The sequence below is a fragment of the Alkalisalibacterium limincola genome, from assembly GCF_008017755.1.
Lineage (GTDB): Bacteria > Pseudomonadota > Gammaproteobacteria > Xanthomonadales > Xanthomonadaceae > Alkalisalibacterium > Alkalisalibacterium limincola.
In genome coordinates this window covers 130,915-150,148 of the sequence record NZ_VRTS01000007.1, presented here as the reverse complement: position 1 = coordinate 150,148, position 19,234 = coordinate 130,915, and the positions used below count along the sequence as shown (strand labels likewise).

Here is a 19,234-nt window from a genome sequence, read left to right as displayed (position 1 = left end):
CGTCGCGCAGGGCGTTCACGCCGGGCGCGAAGTCGGTCGCACGCCATCGTCGAGCATCTCCAGCGGCTCCTCGTCCACCTGCGCGTCCACGCAGGCGCGGCCCGCGGCCAGCACGAAGCCCGGATCCAGGCTGGCGCCGCCGGCGTGCCAGTCGCGCCAGGTGGCCAGCACCCGGTCGAAGTTGCCCGCCAGCGCCAGGCCCAGCGTCATCAGCTGCGCCACCGGCCAATCGGCCACGCGCAACACGGTGGCCGCGACATCATGCTCGCGCCCTTCCAGGAACACGCGCGCGGGCCCTTCGGCGCTCACCACGAGCAGGCGGTAGGCCAGCGCACCCACCGGGCCCAGCACCAGGAACCAGAACAGCACCCCGAACCAGCGACGCAACGCGCCCTGGAACACCGCATCGACCAGCTTCGCTGGCTCGCCCACACCGGCCGGCGCGGCGACGCCCAGGCGCGCCAGCGCCGCCTCGCGCGCGACCGGGTCCTCTGCATCGATCGCCGCCTCGACGTCTCCGTCCAGGTCGCCCGGGCCCCAGCTGTAGAGCAGCACCAGCAGCGCGAAGAGGAAGGCGGGCAGGCCGAACAGCAGCAGGCCCAGCCACGCCTGCACCAGGGCCACCAGCACCAGCGGCGGCAGCAGCACCAGCGCGAACGTCCAACCCGCGCCGCGGCTGCGGTGCTGCAGCAGCCAGTCGTTCCACGCCAGGTACCAGTCGACGTTGCGCAGCTGCCTCACGCCCTGCCAGGTGTGACCGAGTACGAGCGCGATGACGACGGCGAGCAGTGTGGCGGACATGGGCTACCGGACGCGTTTGGGAACGCGCCGATGATAGCCCGGAATGACGGGGAAGCCTGCGGCTTGCGGCCGCGGCTCAGACCGCGAAGGAGCTGCCGCAGCCGCAGGTGGTCTTCGCGTTCGGATTGCGGATCACGAACTGCGCACCGGTCAGCGACTCGGTGTAGTCGACCTCGGCGCCCATCAGGTACTGCAGGCTCAGCGGGTCGACCAGCAGGGTGACGCCGTCGGTCACGACCGCCACGTCGTCCCCGGCCTGCTCTTCGTCGAACTCGAAGCCGTACTGGAAGCCCGAGCAGCCACCGCCGGAAATGTACACGCGCAGCTTCAGCGCCTCGTTGCCCTCCTCGGAGATCAGGCGGCGCACTTTCGTGGCGGCCGCCGGCGTGAAGGCCAGGGGCGCGTCGATCTGCTGGTAGTTCGGGCTGGTTTCCATGGAGCCTGTATGGGGGCGCGAGGCCCCCGGGTCAAGTGCGCCTCAGGACGCCTCGGCCAGCTTCTTCGGGCCCGAGAGCTGCTTCGGCGGAGCCTCGCCATGGATCAGGCGGCCGGTGATCATCGCCCCGGCGGCCATTTCCACCACGCGGTAGTAGATGTTGCCCTCCACGCGCGCCTTGGCCGCCAGCTCGATGCGCTCGCGCGCGTGACGTCGCCCAGCAGCTGGCCGCTCACGACCACCACCGGTGCGCGCACCTCGCCCTCGATGACACCGTTCTCCGACACGGTCAGCACCGCGTCGGAGTCGTCATCGGCGACAACCGAACCGTGCACCTTGCCCTCGATGTACAGGCCGCCACTGAAATGGACGTCACCCCGGATCACCACGTGGGGTCCGATCAGGGTGTCCATGGAAGAACCACTGGGCTTGGATCCGCGCCCCTTGTCATTGCCAAACATCACTTACTCCCCGACGGCCGTAGCCGAAACGATCGTGGCCTCCCAGGGGAAGGCCTGCTGTGCATTGCCCGCATCCGAACGCAGTTCCACACGAACCCGCTGCGGTGCGAAGTCTCCCGGCAACAGTACGCTGCCCTCGAGCTGCTGGAAATAGCGGAACGAAAACGCCGCTGCCTCGCCGCCCGACGGTGCCAGTTCGTCCCAGCCCAGCGTCACCAGCCGGCCGTTGCGGACACCCTCCACCTGCAGCCGCATCGTGCCGCTGGTCATCGCACCACGATTGAGGTTCTGCGTCACCGTCACCGAGTAGTCCCACACGCCCTCGCCGCCCGGCTGCATGCGCACGCTGTGCACGCTCAGGCCACGCCGCTCGCCGGTGCTTCCGACCAGGCGTTCATAGAAGGCCACGTCCGCGCGCAGCTGGGCGATCTCCTCCTCGCGCTCGGTCAGGCCCTGCTGCAGCTCCACGTTGGCGCGGCGACTGATCTCGTCGCTGCGCGACAGCGTGGCGACGCGCTGGCGCAGCGCGGACAGCTCCGTGCGCGCGGCCTGGAGTTCCTCGAACTCGGCGCGGTGCGTCTCACGCAGCTGTGAGAGCTCCGGCGCGGCGCGGCGTGCCGACCACCACGCCACCAGCAGCAGGCTGATGATCCACAGCGCCACCAGCCCGATCGAGATCGCGCGGAGCTGGCGCCGGGCCGGAACGATGATGAAACGTCGATTGTGGTTGGAAGAGGACATCAGGCCGCCGGTATAGCCCCCGTACCAATGGACGTCAACCAAAAAAGGGGGGTGCGCTGACACTACGCCCGCTGGCACGCATAATGCGAGGAATGTCCAGGGGGGGGTTTCATGGCTGACGGTCCGATGCAGGTCCCATCGCATGGCCACGATGCGTTCCGTCGTGCCCTGCCCGCCCAGTTGGGCCTGGTCGGCCGGCGCATCGACGCCTTGCGCGCCCACGGATGGGATATCAACGGATTGTGCCTGCTCGACCAGGACGCACGTCGCCTGGGCGAGCTGGGGGGCCAGCATGGGCTGGAGGCCAGCCTGCTGGCGACCTGGAAGCCATCCGTGCGGTCACAGGCCCCTGCGTCGGCACCCCGCGCCTGCCCGACGACGGGGACAGCGAGGCCCTGGCGCAGGCGGCCGAGCGCCTGGCCCAGGCCACCCCCGAGGCCGGACCCGAATTGCTCGGCACCCCGGCCATCGGCGACGCCAACCGCATCGAATCACCCCCCAGCAGCTACTGGCGGCGCTGGGCCGGCGATGCCCCCCCGGCGCAGCCGCTTGTGCCACGTGCGCCCAAGGCCCACGCACAGGCGGTGCTGGAGCCGGCCGATCCGGGCGACGCGATGGACGCGGCGGACGATGCCCCGCCCCGTGCACAGACCGCCCCATCGAACCCCGGCCCCGCCGAGGACGGTCCCGCGGGCGACGGCGGCGATGCCGCGCCACCGGCCACCCCCCCCCTCCGACAACGGCAATCGCGCCGCGGCCGAGCCCGTCGACACGCCGCGCGTCTACCACCTCACCGACGGCTCCGGCCTGGGCTGCGAGATCGACCAGGCCATGGAGGGTGCCGGCTGGGAGATCGAGGTGCTGGCCGATGCCGAGGAGCTTCAGGAGCTCCTGGCCGCGTTGCCGCCGAACCTGGTGGTCATCGACGCCGCCTTCGTGGAGGGCCTGGAGGAGATCGGCGCGGTACTGCGCGCCACCCGCCAGCGCACCGGCGTGCGCATCCCGCTGGCCGCGATCGTCGAGGTCGACGAGCTCACCACCCGCCTGTCCGCGCGCCGGGCCGGCGTGGATTCGCTGCTCATCGACCCGCCCGGCGTCGAACCGGTGCTCGAGGCCCTGCGCGCGCTGCTCGCGCCCTCCTCGGAGTCGCCGTTCCGGGTGCTGATCGTCGAGGACGACGCCTCCCAGGCGCTGTTCGCCGAGAGCATCCTGCGCAACGCCAGCATGGAGACCGAGGTCGTCGACGACCCCTTCGACGTGCTGCCGGCGCTGGAGCGTTTCGCCCCCGACATGGTGCTGATGGACCTGCACATGCCCGGCTGCAACGGGATGGAGCTGACCTCGCTGATCCGTGACGACGAGCGCTTCCTGAACCTGCCGATCGTGTTCCTGTCCGGCGAAGCCGACCAGGACGTGCAGTTCGAGGCGCTCGACGCCGGCGGTGACGACTTCATCGCCAAGCCGGTGCGCCCGCGGCACCTGATCTCGGCGGTGCAGAACCGCGTGCGCCGCGCGCGGGCCCTGGCACAGCGCGAGCACACCGGCACGATCCCCGCACCGGCCCCGGGCGCACCAACCACCGGCCTGACCGACAGGGGCAACCTGATGGCACAGGCCCAGTCGCGGCTGGAGGCGGCGCGCACGCAGCCGGCCAACGCCGGCGGCATGCTGTTCCTGGAGGTCGAAGGCGGCGCCCAGCTGCGCGATCGCCTCGGCCTGTCCACGCTGGAGCAGTTGCTGTCGCAGGCCGCCATCGTCATCGAGACCCGGCTGGGCCCAAAGGCGCTGATCTGCCGCTTCGGCGACGCCAGCTTCCTGGCGCTGGCCCCGGACGGAACCGACGACGCGCTGCTGCAGACCGGGCAGGCGGTGCGCCACGCGCTGAGCGCCTACGCCTTCGAGGCCAACGACCGCCCGCTGCGACTGCGCTTCTCGGTCGGCGCGGCCAGCCTGGCGCACGAATTCGACGATGCCGGCGAACTGCTCAACGCCGCCGAGCGCTGCTGCCGCAAGGCGCGCGGCAGCGAGCGCGGCGTGGAGGTCTTCCAGCCCGAGCAGAACCCCGACGCGGCACGCGAGGCGGCGCTGCTGCAGCGCATCCGCGACGGCATCGACGGCCAGGGCTTCGAACTGGTGTTCCAGCCGATCGTGGCCGTGCAGGGCGGCGATGACGCCCAGTACCAGACACTGCTGCGCATGCGCGAGCCCGACGGTCGCCTGATGCCCGCCGGCGAGCTGATCCCGGTGGCGATGCGCGCGAACCTGATGCTGGCGGTCGACCGCTGGGTGGTGGACACCGCGCTGGAGATGCTGCGCGACGCCGCCCACGCCAACCGCCAGACCCGCCTGTTCGTCCCGCAGGCCATCGACACGCTGCGTGAAGACGGCCAGGCCGCCTGGCTGGTCGACCGGCTCGCGGCCGCCGGCGTGCCCGGCAGCGCGCTGGTCCTGGAGCTGCGCGCCGACGACGTGGTGGTGCACCAGCAGTCGATCGATGCGCTGTGCCACACCCTTTCCGACGCCGGCGTGGGCCTGTGCCTGGCCCGCTTCGAGCTGGGCGAGCAGACCCGGACCCTGCTCGAGCGCCTGCCGCTGGCTTATGTGAAACTGGGCTCGAAATACCTTGAGGCGAACTCGGCACAGGACGTGCGGGACGAACTGCGCGTGCTGATCGACGAGGCCCACCGCCACAACCTGCAGGTGATCGGACACCGGGTCGAAGATGCCCAGTCTGCCGCCACCTTGTGGATGAGCGGAATCGATTTCATCCAGGGGAACCTGGTGCAGCGCGCCGATGCCGCCACCACCTTCGATTTCCAGTCCGCCGTGCTGTAACGGCACGGTCCTGGAGTCACCAGCGCGCCGGGGAGCACGCGTGGCCAGCAAGACACCCGACACTACCGCCATCCGCTGGATCGCCCTGGCCGCCGCCGGCGCGCGGCCGTGGTCGCGGCCATCGACCATTTCCAGGTCGCCGGCCCCTGGGCCAGCGTCACCCTGATCCTGGCCCTGCTGGCGGCCGTGGCGATCGCCGGAATGGGCCGGGCAAACCACCGCCGCGCCGCCCAGCTGGCCGCCGAGGCCTCCGTGTACGCCGTCGACAGCGCCGCCAAGCAGGCCGCCTACGATGCGCTGAAGCGGGAACTCGAAACCCACAAGCGGCTGGAGGCGGAACTCACCGAGGCCAAGCAGGTGGCCGAGCGGCGATGATGGCCAAGGGCGAGTTCCTGGCCACGATGAGCCACGAGATCCGCACGCCGCTCAACGGCATCATCCCGATGCTCGACCTGCTGTCCTCCTCGGAACTCAAGGCCGACCAGCGCGAGATGCTGCGCACCGCGTTCGGCTCGGCGCGCGCCCTGCTGCGGATCGTCGACGACATCCTCGACTATTCCAAGCTCGAAGCGAACAAGCTCGAACTCGAAACCGTCAGCCTCAACCTCAAGGACGTGCTGGGCTCGGTCATCCGCCTGATGGAGCGCCCGGCCGAGAACAAGGGCCTGAAGCTGCGCCTGGACATCGACCCGCAGGTGCGCCTGGCCGTTCGCGGCGACCCGACCCGGCTGCGCCAGGTGCTCACCAACCTGGTGTCGAACGCGGTGAAGTTCACCGAGCGCGGCACCATCAGCGTCGCCGTGCGCCAGATGGGCCGCACCGGCACCCATCACCAGCTGCGCTTCGAAGTCCAGGACACCGGCATCGGCATCAGCCACGCCGAGCAGGCCAAGCTGTTCGAGGCGTTCTCGCAGGCCGATGCCTCGACCACCCGCATCTACGGCGGCACCGGCCTGGGCCTGGCGATCAGCCGGCGCATCGTCGACCTCATGCATGGCCGCATCGGCCTGGAATCCGAACCCGGCCGGGGCTCGCTGTTCTGGTTCGAGGTGCCCCTGCTCAAGGCCCTGGGCGAAGTCGAGGAAGGCGGCCCGGACATGCGCGGCGGTCGTGCCCTGGTGTTGACCACCGACGACGCGCTGCGCCGCAGGATGAAGCTGATCCTGCCCCACGTCGGCTTCGAGGCGCACCTGGTTGCCAGCACCCAGGAGGCGATGAACCACCTGCGCGCGGCACTCGCGCGCGGGCCCAACTGGGTGTTCGACCTGCTCATCGCCGACCTGCAGTCGATTCCCTCGACCACCGTGGCGCTGCACCGCAACGTGCGCCGCCTGCCGCTCGACCGCCCGCTGCCGCTGCTGTACCTGCGCGGGCAGGAGACCATGCCGCAGGAGCTCGAGGAGGATGGCCACGCCTGGTCGCTGCCGCGCACCGTCAGCGATGGCGAGCTGCGCGTGCGGATGAAGACGCTGCTCAACGAGGCCACCGGCGGGGATGGCCCCGCCGTGGCCGGCCCGGGCATCCCCGAATCAGCGACGCCGTTCGACGGCCCGCCGCCGCCGGAAGCCCTGCCCGGCGCACGCAAGACCCGGCTCTCGGGCCAGGTGCTGCTGGTGGAGGACAACCCGGTGAACCTGCTGGTAGCACAGCGGCTCATCGACCTGCTGGGCCTGGACTGCGACACGGCCACCAACGGCGACGAAGCGCTGGAGAAGATGCGCACCGGCCGCTACGACGCCGTGCTGATGGACTGCCAGATGCCGGTGCTCGACGGCTATGCCGCCACCCGCGCCTGGCGCGCGCACGAGGCCGAGCGCGACGACGGTCACCACCTGCCGATCATCGCGATGACCGCCAACGCGATGGCCGGCGACCGGCAGAAGTGCGTGTCCGCCGGCATGGACGACTACCTGGCCAAGCCCGTCACCAAGCAACAGTTGCTGGCCATGCTGGAGCAGTGGATCGACGACCCGCAGGCGACACCGCAGCACATCCCGGACACCGGTGCGCACGCGCACGGATATGCCGACGCGCAGTCCGTGCACCCCGACGCGCTGCCGGACGCGCCCCCCGTTGCCGACGCACAGCGCCCCTCGCCGGTGCCCGCACCGATGCGCGAGGATGCCCACCCGGAGCCGCCGCCCGCGCCGGGCCCGTCGCCGGCCATCCACCCGGTCTGGAACGAGGGCGATCGCCGGCCCGCCCCGCTCCCGTCGCCGGCAAGCGCGTCCGACGAGCCCGACGAGCCCGCGGCACCGGCGGCGCCCGCCAAGGATTCGCCCCCGATCCTGCCCCGTCACCAGCCGGCGGTGGTGCGCGCCGTGGTCGAGGACCTGCAGGAGATGATGGGCGAGCAGTTCTTCCTTCTGCTCAGCCTGTTCCTCGAAGACGCGCCGAAGCAGATCGCACGCATGGAGGCCGCGGCCGAGGCGCTGGACTGGGACAACGTCGTCGCGCCGGCCCACGCACTGAAGTCGAGTAGCGCCAACCTCGGCGCGCTGGCGATGGCCTCGATGGCGCGCGAGATCGAACTGGCCGCCCGCCGCCATGCCTTCCCCGAACAGGCCCGCAGGCTATCGCCCGCCTGAAGGACTCCTTCGGACGGGTGGAAAAGGAACTGCGTGCACTGCTGTCGGAGGCCCGACGCAGGAAGGTGGCCGGCTAGCGCGCGGCCACCGCGCCCACCCGGAACCGGGCGGGCGCGCGGGGAAGCCTCAGGGCTTCTGCATCGTCGAGTTGAGGTAGGTCTGCAGACCCAGGCGCTCGATCAGCGACAGCTGGGTTTCCAGCCAGTCGATGTGCTCTTCCTCGGACTCCAGGATCGACACGAACAGCTCGCGGCTGGCGTAGTCGCCCACTTCCTCGCAGTACGCAACGGCCGTCTTGAGGTCGCCGTGGCCGTTTAGCTCGAGCTTGAGGTCGCACTCGAAGATTTCCTTCGGGCTCTCGCCGATCATCAGCTTGCCGAGGTTCTGCAGGTTCGGCAGGCCTTCCAGGAACAGGATGCGCTCGATGAGCTGGTCGGCGTGCTTCATCTCGTCGATCGACTCTTCGTACTCGTGCTCGCCGAGCGCCAGCAGCCCCCAGTCCTTGAGCATGCGCGCATGCAGGAAGTACTGGTTGATCGCGGTGAGTTCGTTGTAGAGCACCTTGTTGAGGTGCTCGATGACCTTCTTGTCGCCCTTCATCGGTTGCTCCGTGCGTTGCTTTTCATTCGTCCGGCCAGCTTACGCGAACAGGATTTCGGAAGACGAAACGCAAATCGCCCTCAGTTGCACTTGCAGCAACCGAGGGCGACGACGCGGAGATCGGTGGCCCTCAAGGGCCCGGGGGTTCAGGCGGCGACAGCCATCTGCAGGCCGAACGGTGCCGGCGCAGAACTGCCACAGCCCTCTTCGAGAAGCTGCTGGGCGAAGTCGCGGCAACAGCCGCAGGTGGTGCCACAGCCGGTACGCATCGCCAGGTCATCGATGCTGCGACAACCCTGCGCCTTGGCCTGGGCCACGTCGCGGTCGGACACACCATTGCAGACGCATACGTACATGGGGCACCTCGCCCTGAACAGGAACGATTCGTATTCAACCCCAAATGCGAATGAGTGTCAACTACAACGCGCGCATCCGAGGGAACCGTTCAGCCGGTGCGTCGCGCCGTCGCAGCGGGCGGCGGACGGCGCCAGCCCGCATCGGGCTCGGGCATGCGGCTCATGATCGCCGCCCCGCGTGCCAGCTCCTGGGCTGCCGGGGCGAGGTGGCTGAGCGCCTGCCGGTAGACCCGGCGCTTGAAGGTGACCACATGTTCGGCCGGGTACCAGAAATCGACCCAGCGGAACTGGTCGAACTCGGGCTTGTCGGTCAGGTCCAGGCGCAGCGCGTGCTCCTCGGCATCGAAGCGCAGCAGGAACCACACCTGCTTCTGGCCGATGCACAGCGGGCGCTGCCCGTGGCGCACGCACCGGCGTGGCAGACGGTAGCGCAACCAGCCCGGCGTGGCCCCGAGGAGTTCAACGTGTTCGGGCAGCAGGCCGGTTTCCTCGCGCAGCTCGCGATACATCGCCTCTTGCGGCGTCTCGTCGCTGTTCATGCCGCCCTGCGGGAACTGCCAGCCATCGCGGTTCACCCGGCGCGCCCAGAACACATGGCCGTCCGGACGCATCAGCACGATGCCCACATTGGGCCGGTATCCATCAGGATCGATCACCGGACCACTCCAAGAATCACTGGGATCAGAGTGCCACGCGGGCTACAGGCCGACAAGGCAGCGGTCCGGGCCGGTTCACCTCCGTGAAATCGGGGCGAGCCACGAACCGACCCAGGCCCGGCTGCCGAACGGGCGGCGAGATCGACGATTGACAGCCCCGGCGCCGGCATGGACAATTCGCGGTCCCGTTCACGGCAACGGGAAGCGCGGGCGCAAGGCCCTCGCCACGATGGCTATGTAGCTCAGCCGGTTAGAGCACAGCACTCATAATGCTGGGGTCGGTGGTTCGAGTCCACCCATAGCCACCATCACATGGACCCGCGATCTCGCGGGTTTTTTTGTGCCTGTCGCCGGCACGCCAGGGCTTCATATCTGTGACGCGGCAACCTGATCGCAGCGTTCATGCATCGTATGGTGAGCGCGTCTGACAGGCCGGAACGAAACCGTGGCCACCGCGACGCTGACCCACCCCTCCACCTCCATCAACGCCGGCTCCGGGGACACCTCGGCCGACGATGTCTCCACATTGATCCGGACGCTGCAGGACACTGAGCGTCGCCTGCAGGATCTGGTCGCGGGGAAGGTGGGGGCCGTGCCGGAGGGCGATGCCACTTGGCGGGCCGGCATCCTCGACGCGCTGCCCGCCAACATTGCCCTGCTGGACCGGGACGGGTTCATCGTGGCCGTCAACGACGGCTGGCGGGAATTCGCCAGGTCCAACGCGCTCGGTTGCGCCCGCTTCGGAATCGGCACCAGTTACCTGGAGCCGTGCGACCGCGCCCGGGCACTGGGTTGCCCGGACGCCGCCGCGGCGGCGGAGGGCATCCGGGCCGTGCTGGACGGGACCAGCAGGGAGTTCTCGATCGAATACCCCTGCCATTGGCAGGACCAAAGGCGCTGGTACCTGCTGAAGGCGACGCCCTTGACCGGCGACGGCGGGGCCATGGTCATGCACCTGGACATCACCGAACGCAGGTTGGCCGAGTTGCGATCCAGGGACCTGGCCGAACGCCTCACCACCACGCTCGACAGCATGAGCGACGCGTTCTTCACGATCGACCGGGACTGGCGCTTCACCTTCCTCAATCGGCAGGCGGAACAGCTGCTCGGGCGAAGCCGCGACCAATTGCTGGGCCGAACCCTGTGGTCGTCCTTCCCCGACTCGGTGGGGTCGCTGTGCGAGCGCGAGTACCGTCGGTCGCTGGCCGAGGGTATCTCCGTCGCGTTCGAGGAAAGCTTCGAGCAGGGGGACATCTGGTTCAGCGTCCGGGCCTACCCGAGCGAACACGGCCTGGCCGTGTATTTCCGCGACATCACCCAGGGCCGCAGGGCGGCCGAAGCCCTGCGCGCCAGCGAGGCGGAATTCACCCGGGGCCTGCGCGAGAGCGAGAGGCGAATCGCGCGGCTCAACCGCGTGTATGCCGTGCTCAGCCAGATCAATGCGCTGATCCTGCGCAGGCCCGGGCGCGACGAACTGTTCCGCGAGGCCTGCCGTGTAGCCGTGGAGCTGGGCGAGTTCCGCTTCGCCTGGGTCGGCCTGCTCGATCACGATGGCGACCGCCTGGCACCGACGGCTTCGGCGGGCGATGTGACGGACTTCTTCGAGCGCGCGCCACACGAGCTGTTCGATTGCCGGTCCGGTGCCGCCGGCCGCCTCGCCCAAGCGCTGCACGAGCGCGAACTGCAGGTCGTGAACGATCTCGAACAGCAGCCCAAAGCGCTGATGGGAAAGGATCTGGAGGAGCGTGGCATCCGTGCCTTCGCGATCATTCCCCTGGTCGTCCACGGCGGGACGATCGGCGTGCTTGCCTTGTATGCGCGGGAGGCTGGATTCTTCGACGAGGAGGAAATGCGGCTGCTGCAGGAACTCGCAGGCAACATCTCGCTGGCGATCGAGCACATCGAAAAGCAGGAGAGGCTCGACTACCTCGCCTACTACGACCCGCTGACCGGTCTCGCCAACCGCACGCTGTTCCTCGACCGCGTCGCCCAGCACATGCGCAGCGCGGCCAGCAGGGGCCACGCGATGGCCCTGTTCGTGTTCGACCTGGAACGCTTCAAGAACATCAACGACAGCCTCGGCCGGATGGCGGGTGATGCCTTGCTCAGGAAGGTCGCCGACTGGATGACAGGCCGCAGCGGGGACGCGAGCCTGCTGGCCCGCGTGGGCTCGAACCACTTTGCCGCGGTCGTGCCCCGGGTCGATCCCGGCGGAGACCTGACGCAGGTCATCGAGAATGCCATGGGCGCCCTGGGAAGCCACCCGTTCGAAGTGGGCGACGCCGTCCTCCGGGTCACCGCCAAGGTCGGCGCCGCGATCCCGGACGAGCGCGATAGCGCCGAGAGCCTGTTCCAGAACGCCGAAGCGGCCCTGAAGCACGCCAAGGCCAACGCCGACCGCTACCTGTTCCACAGCAGCGCGATGACCGCTGCCGTGGCGGGCAAGCTGAGTCTGGAGAACGAGCTGCGTCGCGCGCTGGACAACGAAGAGTTCGTGCTGCACTACCAGCCCAAGGTGAACGCTTCGTCGGGCCTGGTCACCAGCGCCGAGGCACTGATCCGCTGGGACCGCCCCGGCAACGGCCTGGTGCCACCCGGCCAGTTCATTCCCGTGCTGGAGGAAACCGGGCTGATCCACGAGGTGGGACGCTGGGCCATGCGCAAGGCCGTCGAGGATTACCTGCGCTGGTGCGATGCTGGCCTGCCGGCCGTGCGAATTGCGGTCAACGTGTCGTCGCTGCAGCTTCGCAGCCGCAGTTTCGTCGCCGAAGTGGCCCAGGCGCTGGCCGGTGATCCGCGGGCGGCGGCGGGCCTGGAGCTCGAGATCACCGAAAGCATGGTCATGGGCGACATCAACCATGGCATCGCAAGCCTGCAGGCCATCCGCACCATGGGCGTCAGCGTCGCCCTGGATGACTTCGGCACCGGCTTCTCCTCGCTGAGCTACCTGGCACGGCTGCCGATCGACCGGCTCAAGATCGACCGTTCGTTCATCAACGAGATGGCCGACAGCCCCGAGGGGCTGGCCCTGGTCCGCACCATCATCACCCTGGCGCATTCCTTGCGGCTCAAGGTCGTGGCCGAGGGCGTGGAGACCGAAGAACAAAGCCGGTTGCTGCGCTGCATGGACTGCGACGAGTTGCAGGGCTTCCACTTCGGCAGGCCGGTGCCTTTCGCGGCCTTCCAGATCCGGCCCTGCTGACGCGCGATCCTGCATCCATCCCACTGTAGAGCGGCCGGACCCCGCGGTTCATGCGGGTGGGCGCAGGCTGGGACATGACGCGGGCGGTGGCGCGGTGATGCGACTGTGACGCGGTAGTCCGAAACGGGACGGCCCATGCCGTACCGTGACCGCCATGCAATGTCCGTCCAGGCCCGTGCATCCCCCCTTTCGACACGCGTAGCGGCAGCCAGCAGGGGGCCAGCGGCTAGCGCCGCGCAGCGGAGTACCACGACCATGAACCGCAAGCAGACCGATGTGGGAGACGCGTCGGGCGATGTCGACGCCTCTTCGGTGCTGTCGCTGCGGGAAACCGAGCGTCGCCTGCAGAAGCTGGTACGTGGGAAGGTGGAGGGCAATCCCGGCGGGGACGCCAGCTGGCAGGCCGGTATCCTCAACGCGCTGCCGGCCAATATCGCGCTGCTCGACGGCCACGGCTACATCATCTCGGTCAACGACGGCTGGCGGCAGTTCGCCCGAACCAACGAGCTCCCCACCGTCCGCTTCGGCGTCGGCTCCAACTATCTCGACACCTGCGACCGCGCCCACGGCGTCGACTGTGTCGAGGCCGTGCCCGTGGCGGAGGGCATTCGCGCCGTGCTGGCCGGGAGGTCCAGGAAGTTCTCGCTCGAGTATCCCTGCCATTCGGCGACCCAACAGCGCTGGTTCCTGCTGGAGGTCACGCCGCTTGCGGCCAACGGCGGCGAGGGCGTCGTCGTCATGCACATGAACATCACCGAGCGCAGGCAGGCACAGGCGGAGTCGCGGCTGTTGTCCGACCGCCTTGCCGACACGCTCGACAGCATGAGCGATGCGTTCTTCACGCTGGATCGCGACTGGCGCTTCACCTTCCTAAACAAGCACGCCGAGTTGCTCCTGGGGCGCGGGCGCGAGGTCCTGTTGGGCCGAAGCCTCTGGGAGGAATATCCCACCGCGATCGGTTCGGTGTTCGAGCGCGAGTACCGCCGGGCGATGTCGGACAACGTGAGCGTTGCGTTCGAGGCCGATTTCCAGAGGCTGGAGAGCTGTTTCAGCGTCCGCGCCTATCCGTCCGAACACGGCCTGGCGATCTATTTCCGCGACGTCACCGAGGCTCGGCGTGCCGCCGAGGGACTGCGTACGAGTGAAGAGGAGTTCCGCAAGCTGGCCGAGGCGATGCCGCAGATTGTCTGGATCACGCGCGCGGACGGCTGGAACACCTATTTCAACCAGCAGTGGTCGGACTACACCGGCCTGACCCTGGCCGATGGCTTGGGCCACGGCTGGAGCCGGCCGTTCCATCCGGCGGACCGGGCGCGCGCGGAAACCGCCTGGCAGGAGGCCACGGACACCGTGGGCATGTATTCGATCGAATGCCGCCTGCGCCGTGCCGACGGGGCCTACCGTTGGTGGCTGATCCGCGGCGTGCCGGTGCGCAATGACGACGGCCAGGTCATCAAGTGGTTCGGTACCTGCACCGACATCCACGACCGCAAGGTCGCCGAGCTGGAGGTGATGCGTGCCAACCAGGGGCTGCGCGCGAGCGAGCTCCGTATCAAGCGCCTCAACCGGGTGTACGCCGTGCTCAGCCAGATCAACGCGCTGATCGTGCGCAAGCCGAGCCGCGACGAGCTGTTCCAGGGGGCCTGCCGTATCGCGGTCGAGCTGGGCGAGTTCCGCTTCGCCTGGTGCGGGCTGGTAGACCGCGACGCCGACCTCCTCTCGCCGATCGCCTCGGCGGGTGACGTTGACGACTTCTTCGAATGCGCGCCACGGGAGGTTTTCGAGTGCCGGGCCGGCACGACCAGCCAAGCGGCCCACGCGCTTCACGAGCGCGCGCCGCAGGTAGTGAACGATTTCGGATCCGGGCAGCCCGTGCTGCTCAAGGAGGACATGGAAAAGCGTGGCATCCGTTCGTTCGCGATCATACCGCTGGTCATCCACGGCGATGCCGTCGGGGTGTTCGCCCTGTACGCCCAGGAGGCCGGGTTCTTCGACGAGGAGGAAGTGCGCCTGCTTCGTGAGCTCGCCGGCAACATGGCCCTGGCACTGGAGAACATCGAGAAGCAGGAGCGGCTCGACTTCCTCGCCTATTACGACCCGCTGACCGGGCTCGCCAACCGCTCGCTGTTCCTCGACCGCGTGTCGCAGCACATGCGCAGCGCCGCCGGCTCGGAAGATGAGTTGGCGCTGGTTCTGTTCGACCTGGAACGGTTCAAGAACATCAACGACAGCCTCGGCCGTGAAGCCGGCGACGCGCTGCTGCAGCAGGTCTCGAACTGGGTGGCGCGCCGTGCCGGGGACGCCGGCCTGCTGGCCCGCGTGGGCCCGAACCAGTTCGCCGCCGTCATGCCCAGGGTCCGTCCTGACGGCAACCTGTCGCGCTTCATCGAGAACGCCATGGCCTCGCTGGGCAGTCATCCGTTCGAGATCGAGGACGCGGTCCTGCGGGTCACCGTCAAGGTTGGCGTGGCACTGTTCCCCAAGGACGGCACTGACGCTGAAGCCCTGTTCCAGAATGCGGAGGCCGCGCTGCGCCAGGCGAAGGCCAATGGCGACCGCTACCTGTTCCACAGCAGTGCGATGACCGCTGCCGTGGCCGGCAAGCTGAGCATGGAGAACCAGCTGCGCCGCGCGTTCGACAACGAAGAGTTCGTGCTGCACTTCCAACCCAAGGTCAGCCTGGCGACCGGCAAGGTCACCGGCGCCGAGGCGCTGATCCGCTGGAACGATCCCGCCACCGGCCTGGTGCCGCCCGGCAGGTTCATCCCGGTGCTGGAGGAAACCGGGTTGATCCACGATGTCGGGCGCTGGGCGATGTGCCAGGCGATCGAGTGCTACCTGCGCTGGTGCGACGATGGGCTGGCGGGCGTGCGCATCGCCGTCAACGTGTCGTCGCTGCAGCTGCGCAACCGAGGGTTCGTTGCCGAAGTGGCCAAGGTACTCTCGGGCGACCCGCGGGCAGCGTCGGGACTGGAGCTCGAGATCACCGAAAGCATGGTCATGGGCGACATCAACCACGGCATCGATAGCCTGCAGGCAATCCGGAACCTGGGCGTGACCGTGGCCCTGGACGACTTCGGCACCGGCTTCTCCTCGCTGAGCTACCTGGCACGCCTTCCGATCGACACGCTCAAGATCGACCGCTCCTTCATCAACAACGTCGCGGTCACCACCGAGGGGCTGGCGCTGGTGTCGACCATCATCACGCTGGCGCATTCGCTGCGGCACACGGTGGTCGCCGAAGGCGTGGAAAGCGCGGAACAGGCCAGGCTGCTGCGTTCGCTGGATTGCGACGAGATGCAGGGCTTCCACTTCGGCCGGCCGGTGCCGTGTGCGGAATTCGAGGCCCTCTACCTTGCGCCGCTGCCGGCCTGATCGTTAGCGGCTGAGGATCTCCGACGCCACGATCACGTCGCTGATGCGGGTGCCGTTCCAGCGGTAGATGAAATGCTCGCTCTGCCGGCAGTTAGAGACCAGGTCGGGATAGAACAACGCCACGCACTCGCCGCCGGCCTGGCGCACGCTGTTGAACACGATGCCGTCGCTGCCCTCCTCGCGCAGTCGGCGGCCCAGCCGCTGGCTGTAGGCATAGGAATCCGGGTCGTGCGCCTCGGGCCAGCCGGGGCGCAGCGTATGCAGCCGGGCGTCCACGTCGGCCAGGTACAGGCGCATGCCCAGGTCCGTGGCGGGATGGCTGGCGTGGGCCAGGAAGCGCTCGCGGTGGAACACCGTCTCGCTGATCGCCGTGGCGCGATCGCGGGCCGCGTAGTAGACGCCGTAGCTGCCATCGCCGAAGCGCGAACCGTCCGGCGGCACGTGGGTGAAGGCGGCCATGACCGGCGTGGTTCCGGGACCGCTGATGCGGCGGCCGGCCGGCACCCGGTCCAGCTGCCCCAGCTGCTGGCGGATGCGTGGATTGGTCAGCCCATCCAGCGCCCAGATCGCGTCGAGGTCGGCGGGGTCGGCCACCTTGTCGAACAGGCCCACCGGCGGAAAGCGCGAGGACACGATCCGGTAGCTGGGCCGCCAGCGGACGCGCGTGGTGCGCGGCGCGCCGTTCGCCGTCCCGCTCACCATCCGCGCTGCGCGTCCAGGTACTCGCGCACCTGGAACAGGTCGGCCACCTGCCCGCCCAGCATCACCTGCAGCGGCGTGCGGCCGGCGAACAGCGGCGCGGTGTTGGGCCGCTTGAGGTAGGCGCTGGCGTGGTCGCCCTGCGGCAGCAGGATCTGCAGCGCCTTGTAGATGCCCACCAGGTAGCTCAGCCGCTCCAGCAGGTCGCGCGACACCTGGGCCACCTCTCCGGACTTCCAGCGGAAGAACGTGGTGCGCGAGGGGTCGCCCAGCAGCACCATCAGCTGGGCGGTCGACAGGCCCCACTCGTCGGCGATGCGGAACACGGTGCGCAGACCGGCGGTGCCGAGGTCCTGGGTGCGCTCCGGCGTGAGCGGCTGTGCGGCGGCGGCATTCATCGGAAGTCTCCTATGAAACCTAAGCCACGATGTTATCCCGAATGGGACTCGGCCACCAGCGCGCGGGCACCCGGGGGCCCACGACCTCAGCGCTGCAGCATCGCCTCCAGGTCGGCGTCCTTCTCGGCCCACAGGCCGCTCATCCACGCCTGGGTGCGCTTGCGCAATTCAATGTCACCCTCGTAGTCACCGACGAGATCGGCCGGGATCGGCCGCTGGCGGACCTTCACCCGCACCCGCCTAACGCCCCCGGTGGCCAGCTGCCACATGGTGGGGCGGCCATCGGGATACGCGATGGTCACGTCGACCACCGATTGCAGCACCTCGCCCATCGCGCCCAGCACGAAGGCCACGCCGCCCGCCTTGGGCCGCAGCAGGTGACGATAGACCTTGCCCTGCCGCGCCTGCTTGGCCTCGGTGAAGCGCGTGCCCTCGACGAAGTTCATCACCGACACCGGCAGCACCCGGAAGCGCTCGCAGGCGCGGCGCGTGATCTCCATGTCCTTGCCGCGCAGCGACGGATTGCGCGCCAGCTGCGACTTGGTCAGCCGGCGCATGAAAGGAAAGTCCAACGCCCACCAGGCCAAGCCCAGGATAGGCACCCAGATCAGCTGCCGCTTGAGGAAGAACTTCAGGAACGGGATGCGCCGGTTGAACACCTTCTGCAGCACCGGGATGTCGACCCAGCTCTGGTGGTTGGCCAGCACCAGGTACCAGCCCTCGTATTGAAGCCCTTCCAGGCCCTCGACCTCCACCCGGGTCAGCGTCACGCGGTCGAGCAAGGCGCTGTTGACGGCGATCCAGCTTTCGGCAATCGACACCAGCCAGCGCGACAAGCGCGGCCGCGCCGGCGGCAGCATCAGCTTGAGCAGGGCCACCGGGAACAGTGCCACGCAGTGGACCAGGGTGTTGAGGCTGAGCAGGAGCAGGGCCAGGGCCCCGCGCAGGAACGCAGGCATGGATGAACCGGATAGGGAGCTGGCGCAAGCATAACTGCCGACGGTGGCGGGGCGTATGACGGCGGCCAGGTTTGGTGCGAGTTGCTACGCGCCTCCGCTAGCACTGAAGCCTCGCCCCACGGTCGCATTGAACTCTTGGTGAAAACCTGAGGAGTGAACTTTAGGAGGTCGCCCGCCCCTCAGCTGTTCCATCGTGCCGGATGGGTATTTCCGTCACGCACGTAGGGGTCATTGGGTTCGATCCTGCACTCAGCTTCAACCTCCGCAGGCCAGCGCGGCATCGTGTTGATGGTCATGACGAGATACCGGCCGATGGCGGCGACGACGAAGAGCGGGAGCAACAGGATTTGGAAAGTCAGCCAACCGTTCAGGCTCAACCAGAGCTTTCTGAATCCAAAAAGAGGATGCTCCTTTCGATCTGAAATTTGCAGGCAGAAATTGGTGTACGGCTGGACAGCTTGAGGGCCCTCGTCCATGTACCGCCGGAGATATTCATAGAAGCACTTCACGGTCACCGCGTCGCCCACAGGACTAAAGGCGAACGTCTCCCGAATAGTTTTTCCATCCTCTTCCAACACGTGAGCCCGCAGATCCCAGTCAGTGCCGAAAGTGCGACCCACCGTGGCTGATCCCATGGTGAAGAAGAGCTCGTCCCAGCGAGCGGCCAACACAGTCCCGTTCAATCGAAAAACATAGACCATGCGATTCTTTCGATTAATCCTAATCGGATAGTGGGTATAGCGGAACATTTCTTTTGAAAGACCCCAGAAAAATAAACCTGAAATAATTCCGAGGAGAACTGAAAAAAACAGGAATTCGGCAACCTCCTGCGTGACTCGATCAAGCGCCACAGCTTCGGGCCAGTTCACGATGAAGGTGCCGTAGGCAAAGTAGACTATCGCGAAAGTAGTCACCAAGAACATTGGGAGGACAAAGCCAGTTACAAGACCTTTCCATCCATAGTATTTGTCCACAACCTCAAGATATGTATTGTTTAGCCGAGTCACTGAGAGCTCAGAGGATGGCTCGATAAAATTCGTTGCTTCTCCCGAAAGACGCATGCGATGGTCTTCTTCACTGGGCGGCTTGCCCGTGCGATAGCGAGTAATCAAACCGGTGTAATGCAT

At 68.0% G+C, this 19,234-nt stretch carries 15 protein-coding genes, 1 tRNA gene and 1 pseudogene; 6 read left to right on the top strand and 11 right to left on the bottom strand.

What is annotated here, in order from left to right; all coding sequences use genetic code 11:
- Positions 1 to 15 precede the first annotated feature (15 nt).
- The 4 genes and pseudogenes from FU658_RS10815 to FU658_RS10800 form a co-directional block, all read right to left on the bottom strand.
- The gene (locus FU658_RS10815) at positions 16 to 801 is read right to left on the bottom strand and encodes a hypothetical protein (protein WP_255505550.1); all 786 of its coding nucleotides are present in this window, start codon (positions 799 to 801) and stop codon (positions 16 to 18) included.
- A 76-nt stretch (positions 802 to 877) separates the two neighbouring features.
- Positions 878 to 1,237, bottom strand: a complete 360-nt coding sequence (erpA, locus tag FU658_RS10810; RefSeq protein WP_147892094.1) for an iron-sulfur cluster insertion protein ErpA — start codon at positions 1,235 to 1,237, stop codon at positions 878 to 880.
- 42 nt (positions 1,238 to 1,279) lie between these two features.
- Positions 1,280 to 1,698, bottom strand: a pseudogene (locus tag FU658_RS10805) (bactofilin family protein).
- A 3-nt stretch (positions 1,699 to 1,701) separates the two neighbouring features.
- Positions 1,702 to 2,439 (bottom strand): DUF6776 family protein, encoded by a 738-nt coding sequence (locus FU658_RS10800; protein ID WP_147892093.1) that lies wholly within the window; start codon positions 2,437 to 2,439, stop codon positions 1,702 to 1,704.
- Between the two features lie 705 nt (positions 2,440 to 3,144).
- Here FU658_RS10800 and FU658_RS10795 point away from each other — a divergent pair.
- The 3 genes from FU658_RS10795 (at position 3,145) to FU658_RS10785 (ending at position 7,862) form a co-directional block, all read left to right on the top strand.
- On the top strand, positions 3,145 to 5,274 hold the full coding sequence (locus tag FU658_RS10795; RefSeq protein ID WP_187266066.1) for a GGDEF/EAL domain-containing response regulator: 2,130 nt from the start codon (positions 3,145 to 3,147) through the stop codon (positions 5,272 to 5,274).
- Between the two features lie 108 nt (positions 5,275 to 5,382).
- On the top strand, positions 5,383 to 5,649 hold the full coding sequence (locus tag FU658_RS10790; RefSeq protein ID WP_147892091.1) for a hypothetical protein: 267 nt from the start codon (positions 5,383 to 5,385) through the stop codon (positions 5,647 to 5,649).
- Positions 5,646 to 7,862 carry a hybrid sensor histidine kinase/response regulator gene (locus FU658_RS10785; RefSeq protein ID WP_147892090.1) on the top strand — a complete coding sequence of 739 codons (2,217 nt, stop codon included), beginning with the start codon at positions 5,646 to 5,648 and terminating at the stop codon, positions 7,860 to 7,862. Before FU658_RS10790 ends, FU658_RS10785 begins: the two co-directional genes overlap by 4 nt.
- 126 nt (positions 7,863 to 7,988) lie before the next feature.
- Here the strand turns inward: FU658_RS10785 and bfr are convergent, their stop codons facing one another.
- From bfr to FU658_RS10770, 3 genes are all read right to left on the bottom strand, one after another.
- On the bottom strand, positions 7,989 to 8,462 hold the full coding sequence (gene bfr / locus FU658_RS10780; protein WP_147892089.1) for a bacterioferritin: 474 nt from the start codon (positions 8,460 to 8,462) through the stop codon (positions 7,989 to 7,991).
- Positions 8,463 to 8,608: 146 nt separating this feature from the next.
- Positions 8,609 to 8,818 carry a (2Fe-2S)-binding protein gene (locus FU658_RS10775; RefSeq protein ID WP_147892088.1) on the bottom strand — a complete coding sequence of 70 codons (210 nt, stop codon included), beginning with the start codon at positions 8,816 to 8,818 and terminating at the stop codon, positions 8,609 to 8,611.
- 89 nt (positions 8,819 to 8,907) lie between these two features.
- On the bottom strand, positions 8,908 to 9,474 hold the full coding sequence (locus tag FU658_RS10770; protein ID WP_147892087.1) for an RNA pyrophosphohydrolase: 567 nt from the start codon (positions 9,472 to 9,474) through the stop codon (positions 8,908 to 8,910).
- A gap of 231 nt (positions 9,475 to 9,705) precedes the next feature.
- Here FU658_RS10770 and FU658_RS10765 point away from each other — a divergent pair.
- The 3 genes from FU658_RS10765 (at position 9,706) to FU658_RS10755 (ending at position 16,051) form a co-directional block, all read left to right on the top strand.
- Positions 9,706 to 9,782: transfer RNA gene (locus tag FU658_RS10765), tRNA-Met, on the top strand.
- A gap of 137 nt (positions 9,783 to 9,919) precedes the next feature.
- Positions 9,920 to 12,676 carry a sensor domain-containing protein gene (locus FU658_RS10760; RefSeq protein WP_222708426.1) on the top strand — a complete coding sequence of 919 codons (2,757 nt, stop codon included), beginning with the start codon at positions 9,920 to 9,922 and terminating at the stop codon, positions 12,674 to 12,676.
- Between the two features lie 255 nt (positions 12,677 to 12,931).
- Positions 12,932 to 16,051 carry a bifunctional diguanylate cyclase/phosphodiesterase gene (locus FU658_RS10755; RefSeq protein WP_187266065.1) on the top strand — a complete coding sequence of 1,040 codons (3,120 nt, stop codon included), beginning with the start codon at positions 12,932 to 12,934 and terminating at the stop codon, positions 16,049 to 16,051.
- 3 nt (positions 16,052 to 16,054) lie between these two features.
- Here the strand turns inward: FU658_RS10755 and FU658_RS10750 are convergent, their stop codons facing one another.
- From FU658_RS10750 to FU658_RS14815, 4 genes are all read right to left on the bottom strand, one after another.
- Complete coding sequence (locus tag FU658_RS10750; protein ID WP_147892085.1) at positions 16,055 to 16,753, bottom strand: RES family NAD+ phosphorylase; 699 nt, start codon at positions 16,751 to 16,753, stop codon at positions 16,055 to 16,057.
- The gene (locus FU658_RS10745) at positions 16,747 to 17,148 is read right to left on the bottom strand and encodes an MbcA/ParS/Xre antitoxin family protein (RefSeq protein WP_147892084.1); all 402 of its coding nucleotides are present in this window, start codon (positions 17,146 to 17,148) and stop codon (positions 16,747 to 16,749) included. Before FU658_RS10745 ends, FU658_RS10750 begins: the two co-directional genes overlap by 7 nt.
- 86 nt (positions 17,149 to 17,234) lie before the next feature.
- A complete protein-coding gene (locus FU658_RS10740) occupies positions 17,235 to 18,107 on the bottom strand; it encodes an acyltransferase (protein ID WP_147892083.1) in 873 nt (290 codons plus the stop codon).
- A 179-nt stretch (positions 18,108 to 18,286) separates the two neighbouring features.
- Complete coding sequence (locus FU658_RS14815; RefSeq protein ID WP_222708425.1) at positions 18,287 to 19,234, bottom strand: DUF6708 domain-containing protein; 948 nt, start codon at positions 19,232 to 19,234, stop codon at positions 18,287 to 18,289.

Coding starts and splice junctions, on each gene's coding strand:
- FU658_RS10815 (WP_255505550.1), bottom strand. CDS start 801: ATGTCCGCCACACTGCTCGCCGTCGTCATCGCGCTCGTACTCGGTCAC.
- erpA (WP_147892094.1), bottom strand. CDS start 1,237: ATGGAAACCAGCCCGAACTACCAGCAGATCGACGCGCCCCTGGCCTTC.
- FU658_RS10800 (WP_147892093.1), bottom strand. CDS start 2,439: ATGTCCTCTTCCAACCACAATCGACGTTTCATCATCGTTCCGGCCCGG.
- FU658_RS10795 (WP_187266066.1), top strand. CDS start 3,145: ATGCCGCGCCACCGGCCACCCCCCCCCTCCGACAACGGCAATCGCGCC.
- FU658_RS10785 (WP_147892090.1), top strand. CDS start 5,646: ATGATGGCCAAGGGCGAGTTCCTGGCCACGATGAGCCACGAGATCCGC.
- bfr (WP_147892089.1), bottom strand. CDS start 8,462: ATGAAGGGCGACAAGAAGGTCATCGAGCACCTCAACAAGGTGCTCTAC.
- FU658_RS10775 (WP_147892088.1), bottom strand. CDS start 8,818: ATGTACGTATGCGTCTGCAATGGTGTGTCCGACCGCGACGTGGCCCAG.
- FU658_RS10755 (WP_187266065.1), top strand. CDS start 12,932: ATGAACCGCAAGCAGACCGATGTGGGAGACGCGTCGGGCGATGTCGAC.
- FU658_RS10750 (WP_147892085.1), bottom strand. CDS start 16,753: ATGGTGAGCGGGACGGCGAACGGCGCGCCGCGCACCACGCGCGTCCGC.
- FU658_RS10745 (WP_147892084.1), bottom strand. CDS start 17,148: ATGAATGCCGCCGCCGCACAGCCGCTCACGCCGGAGCGCACCCAGGAC.
- FU658_RS10740 (WP_147892083.1), bottom strand. CDS start 18,107: ATGCCTGCGTTCCTGCGCGGGGCCCTGGCCCTGCTCCTGCTCAGCCTC.
- FU658_RS14815 (WP_222708425.1), bottom strand. CDS start 19,234: ATGCATTACACCGGTTTGATTACTCGCTATCGCACGGGCAAGCCGCCC.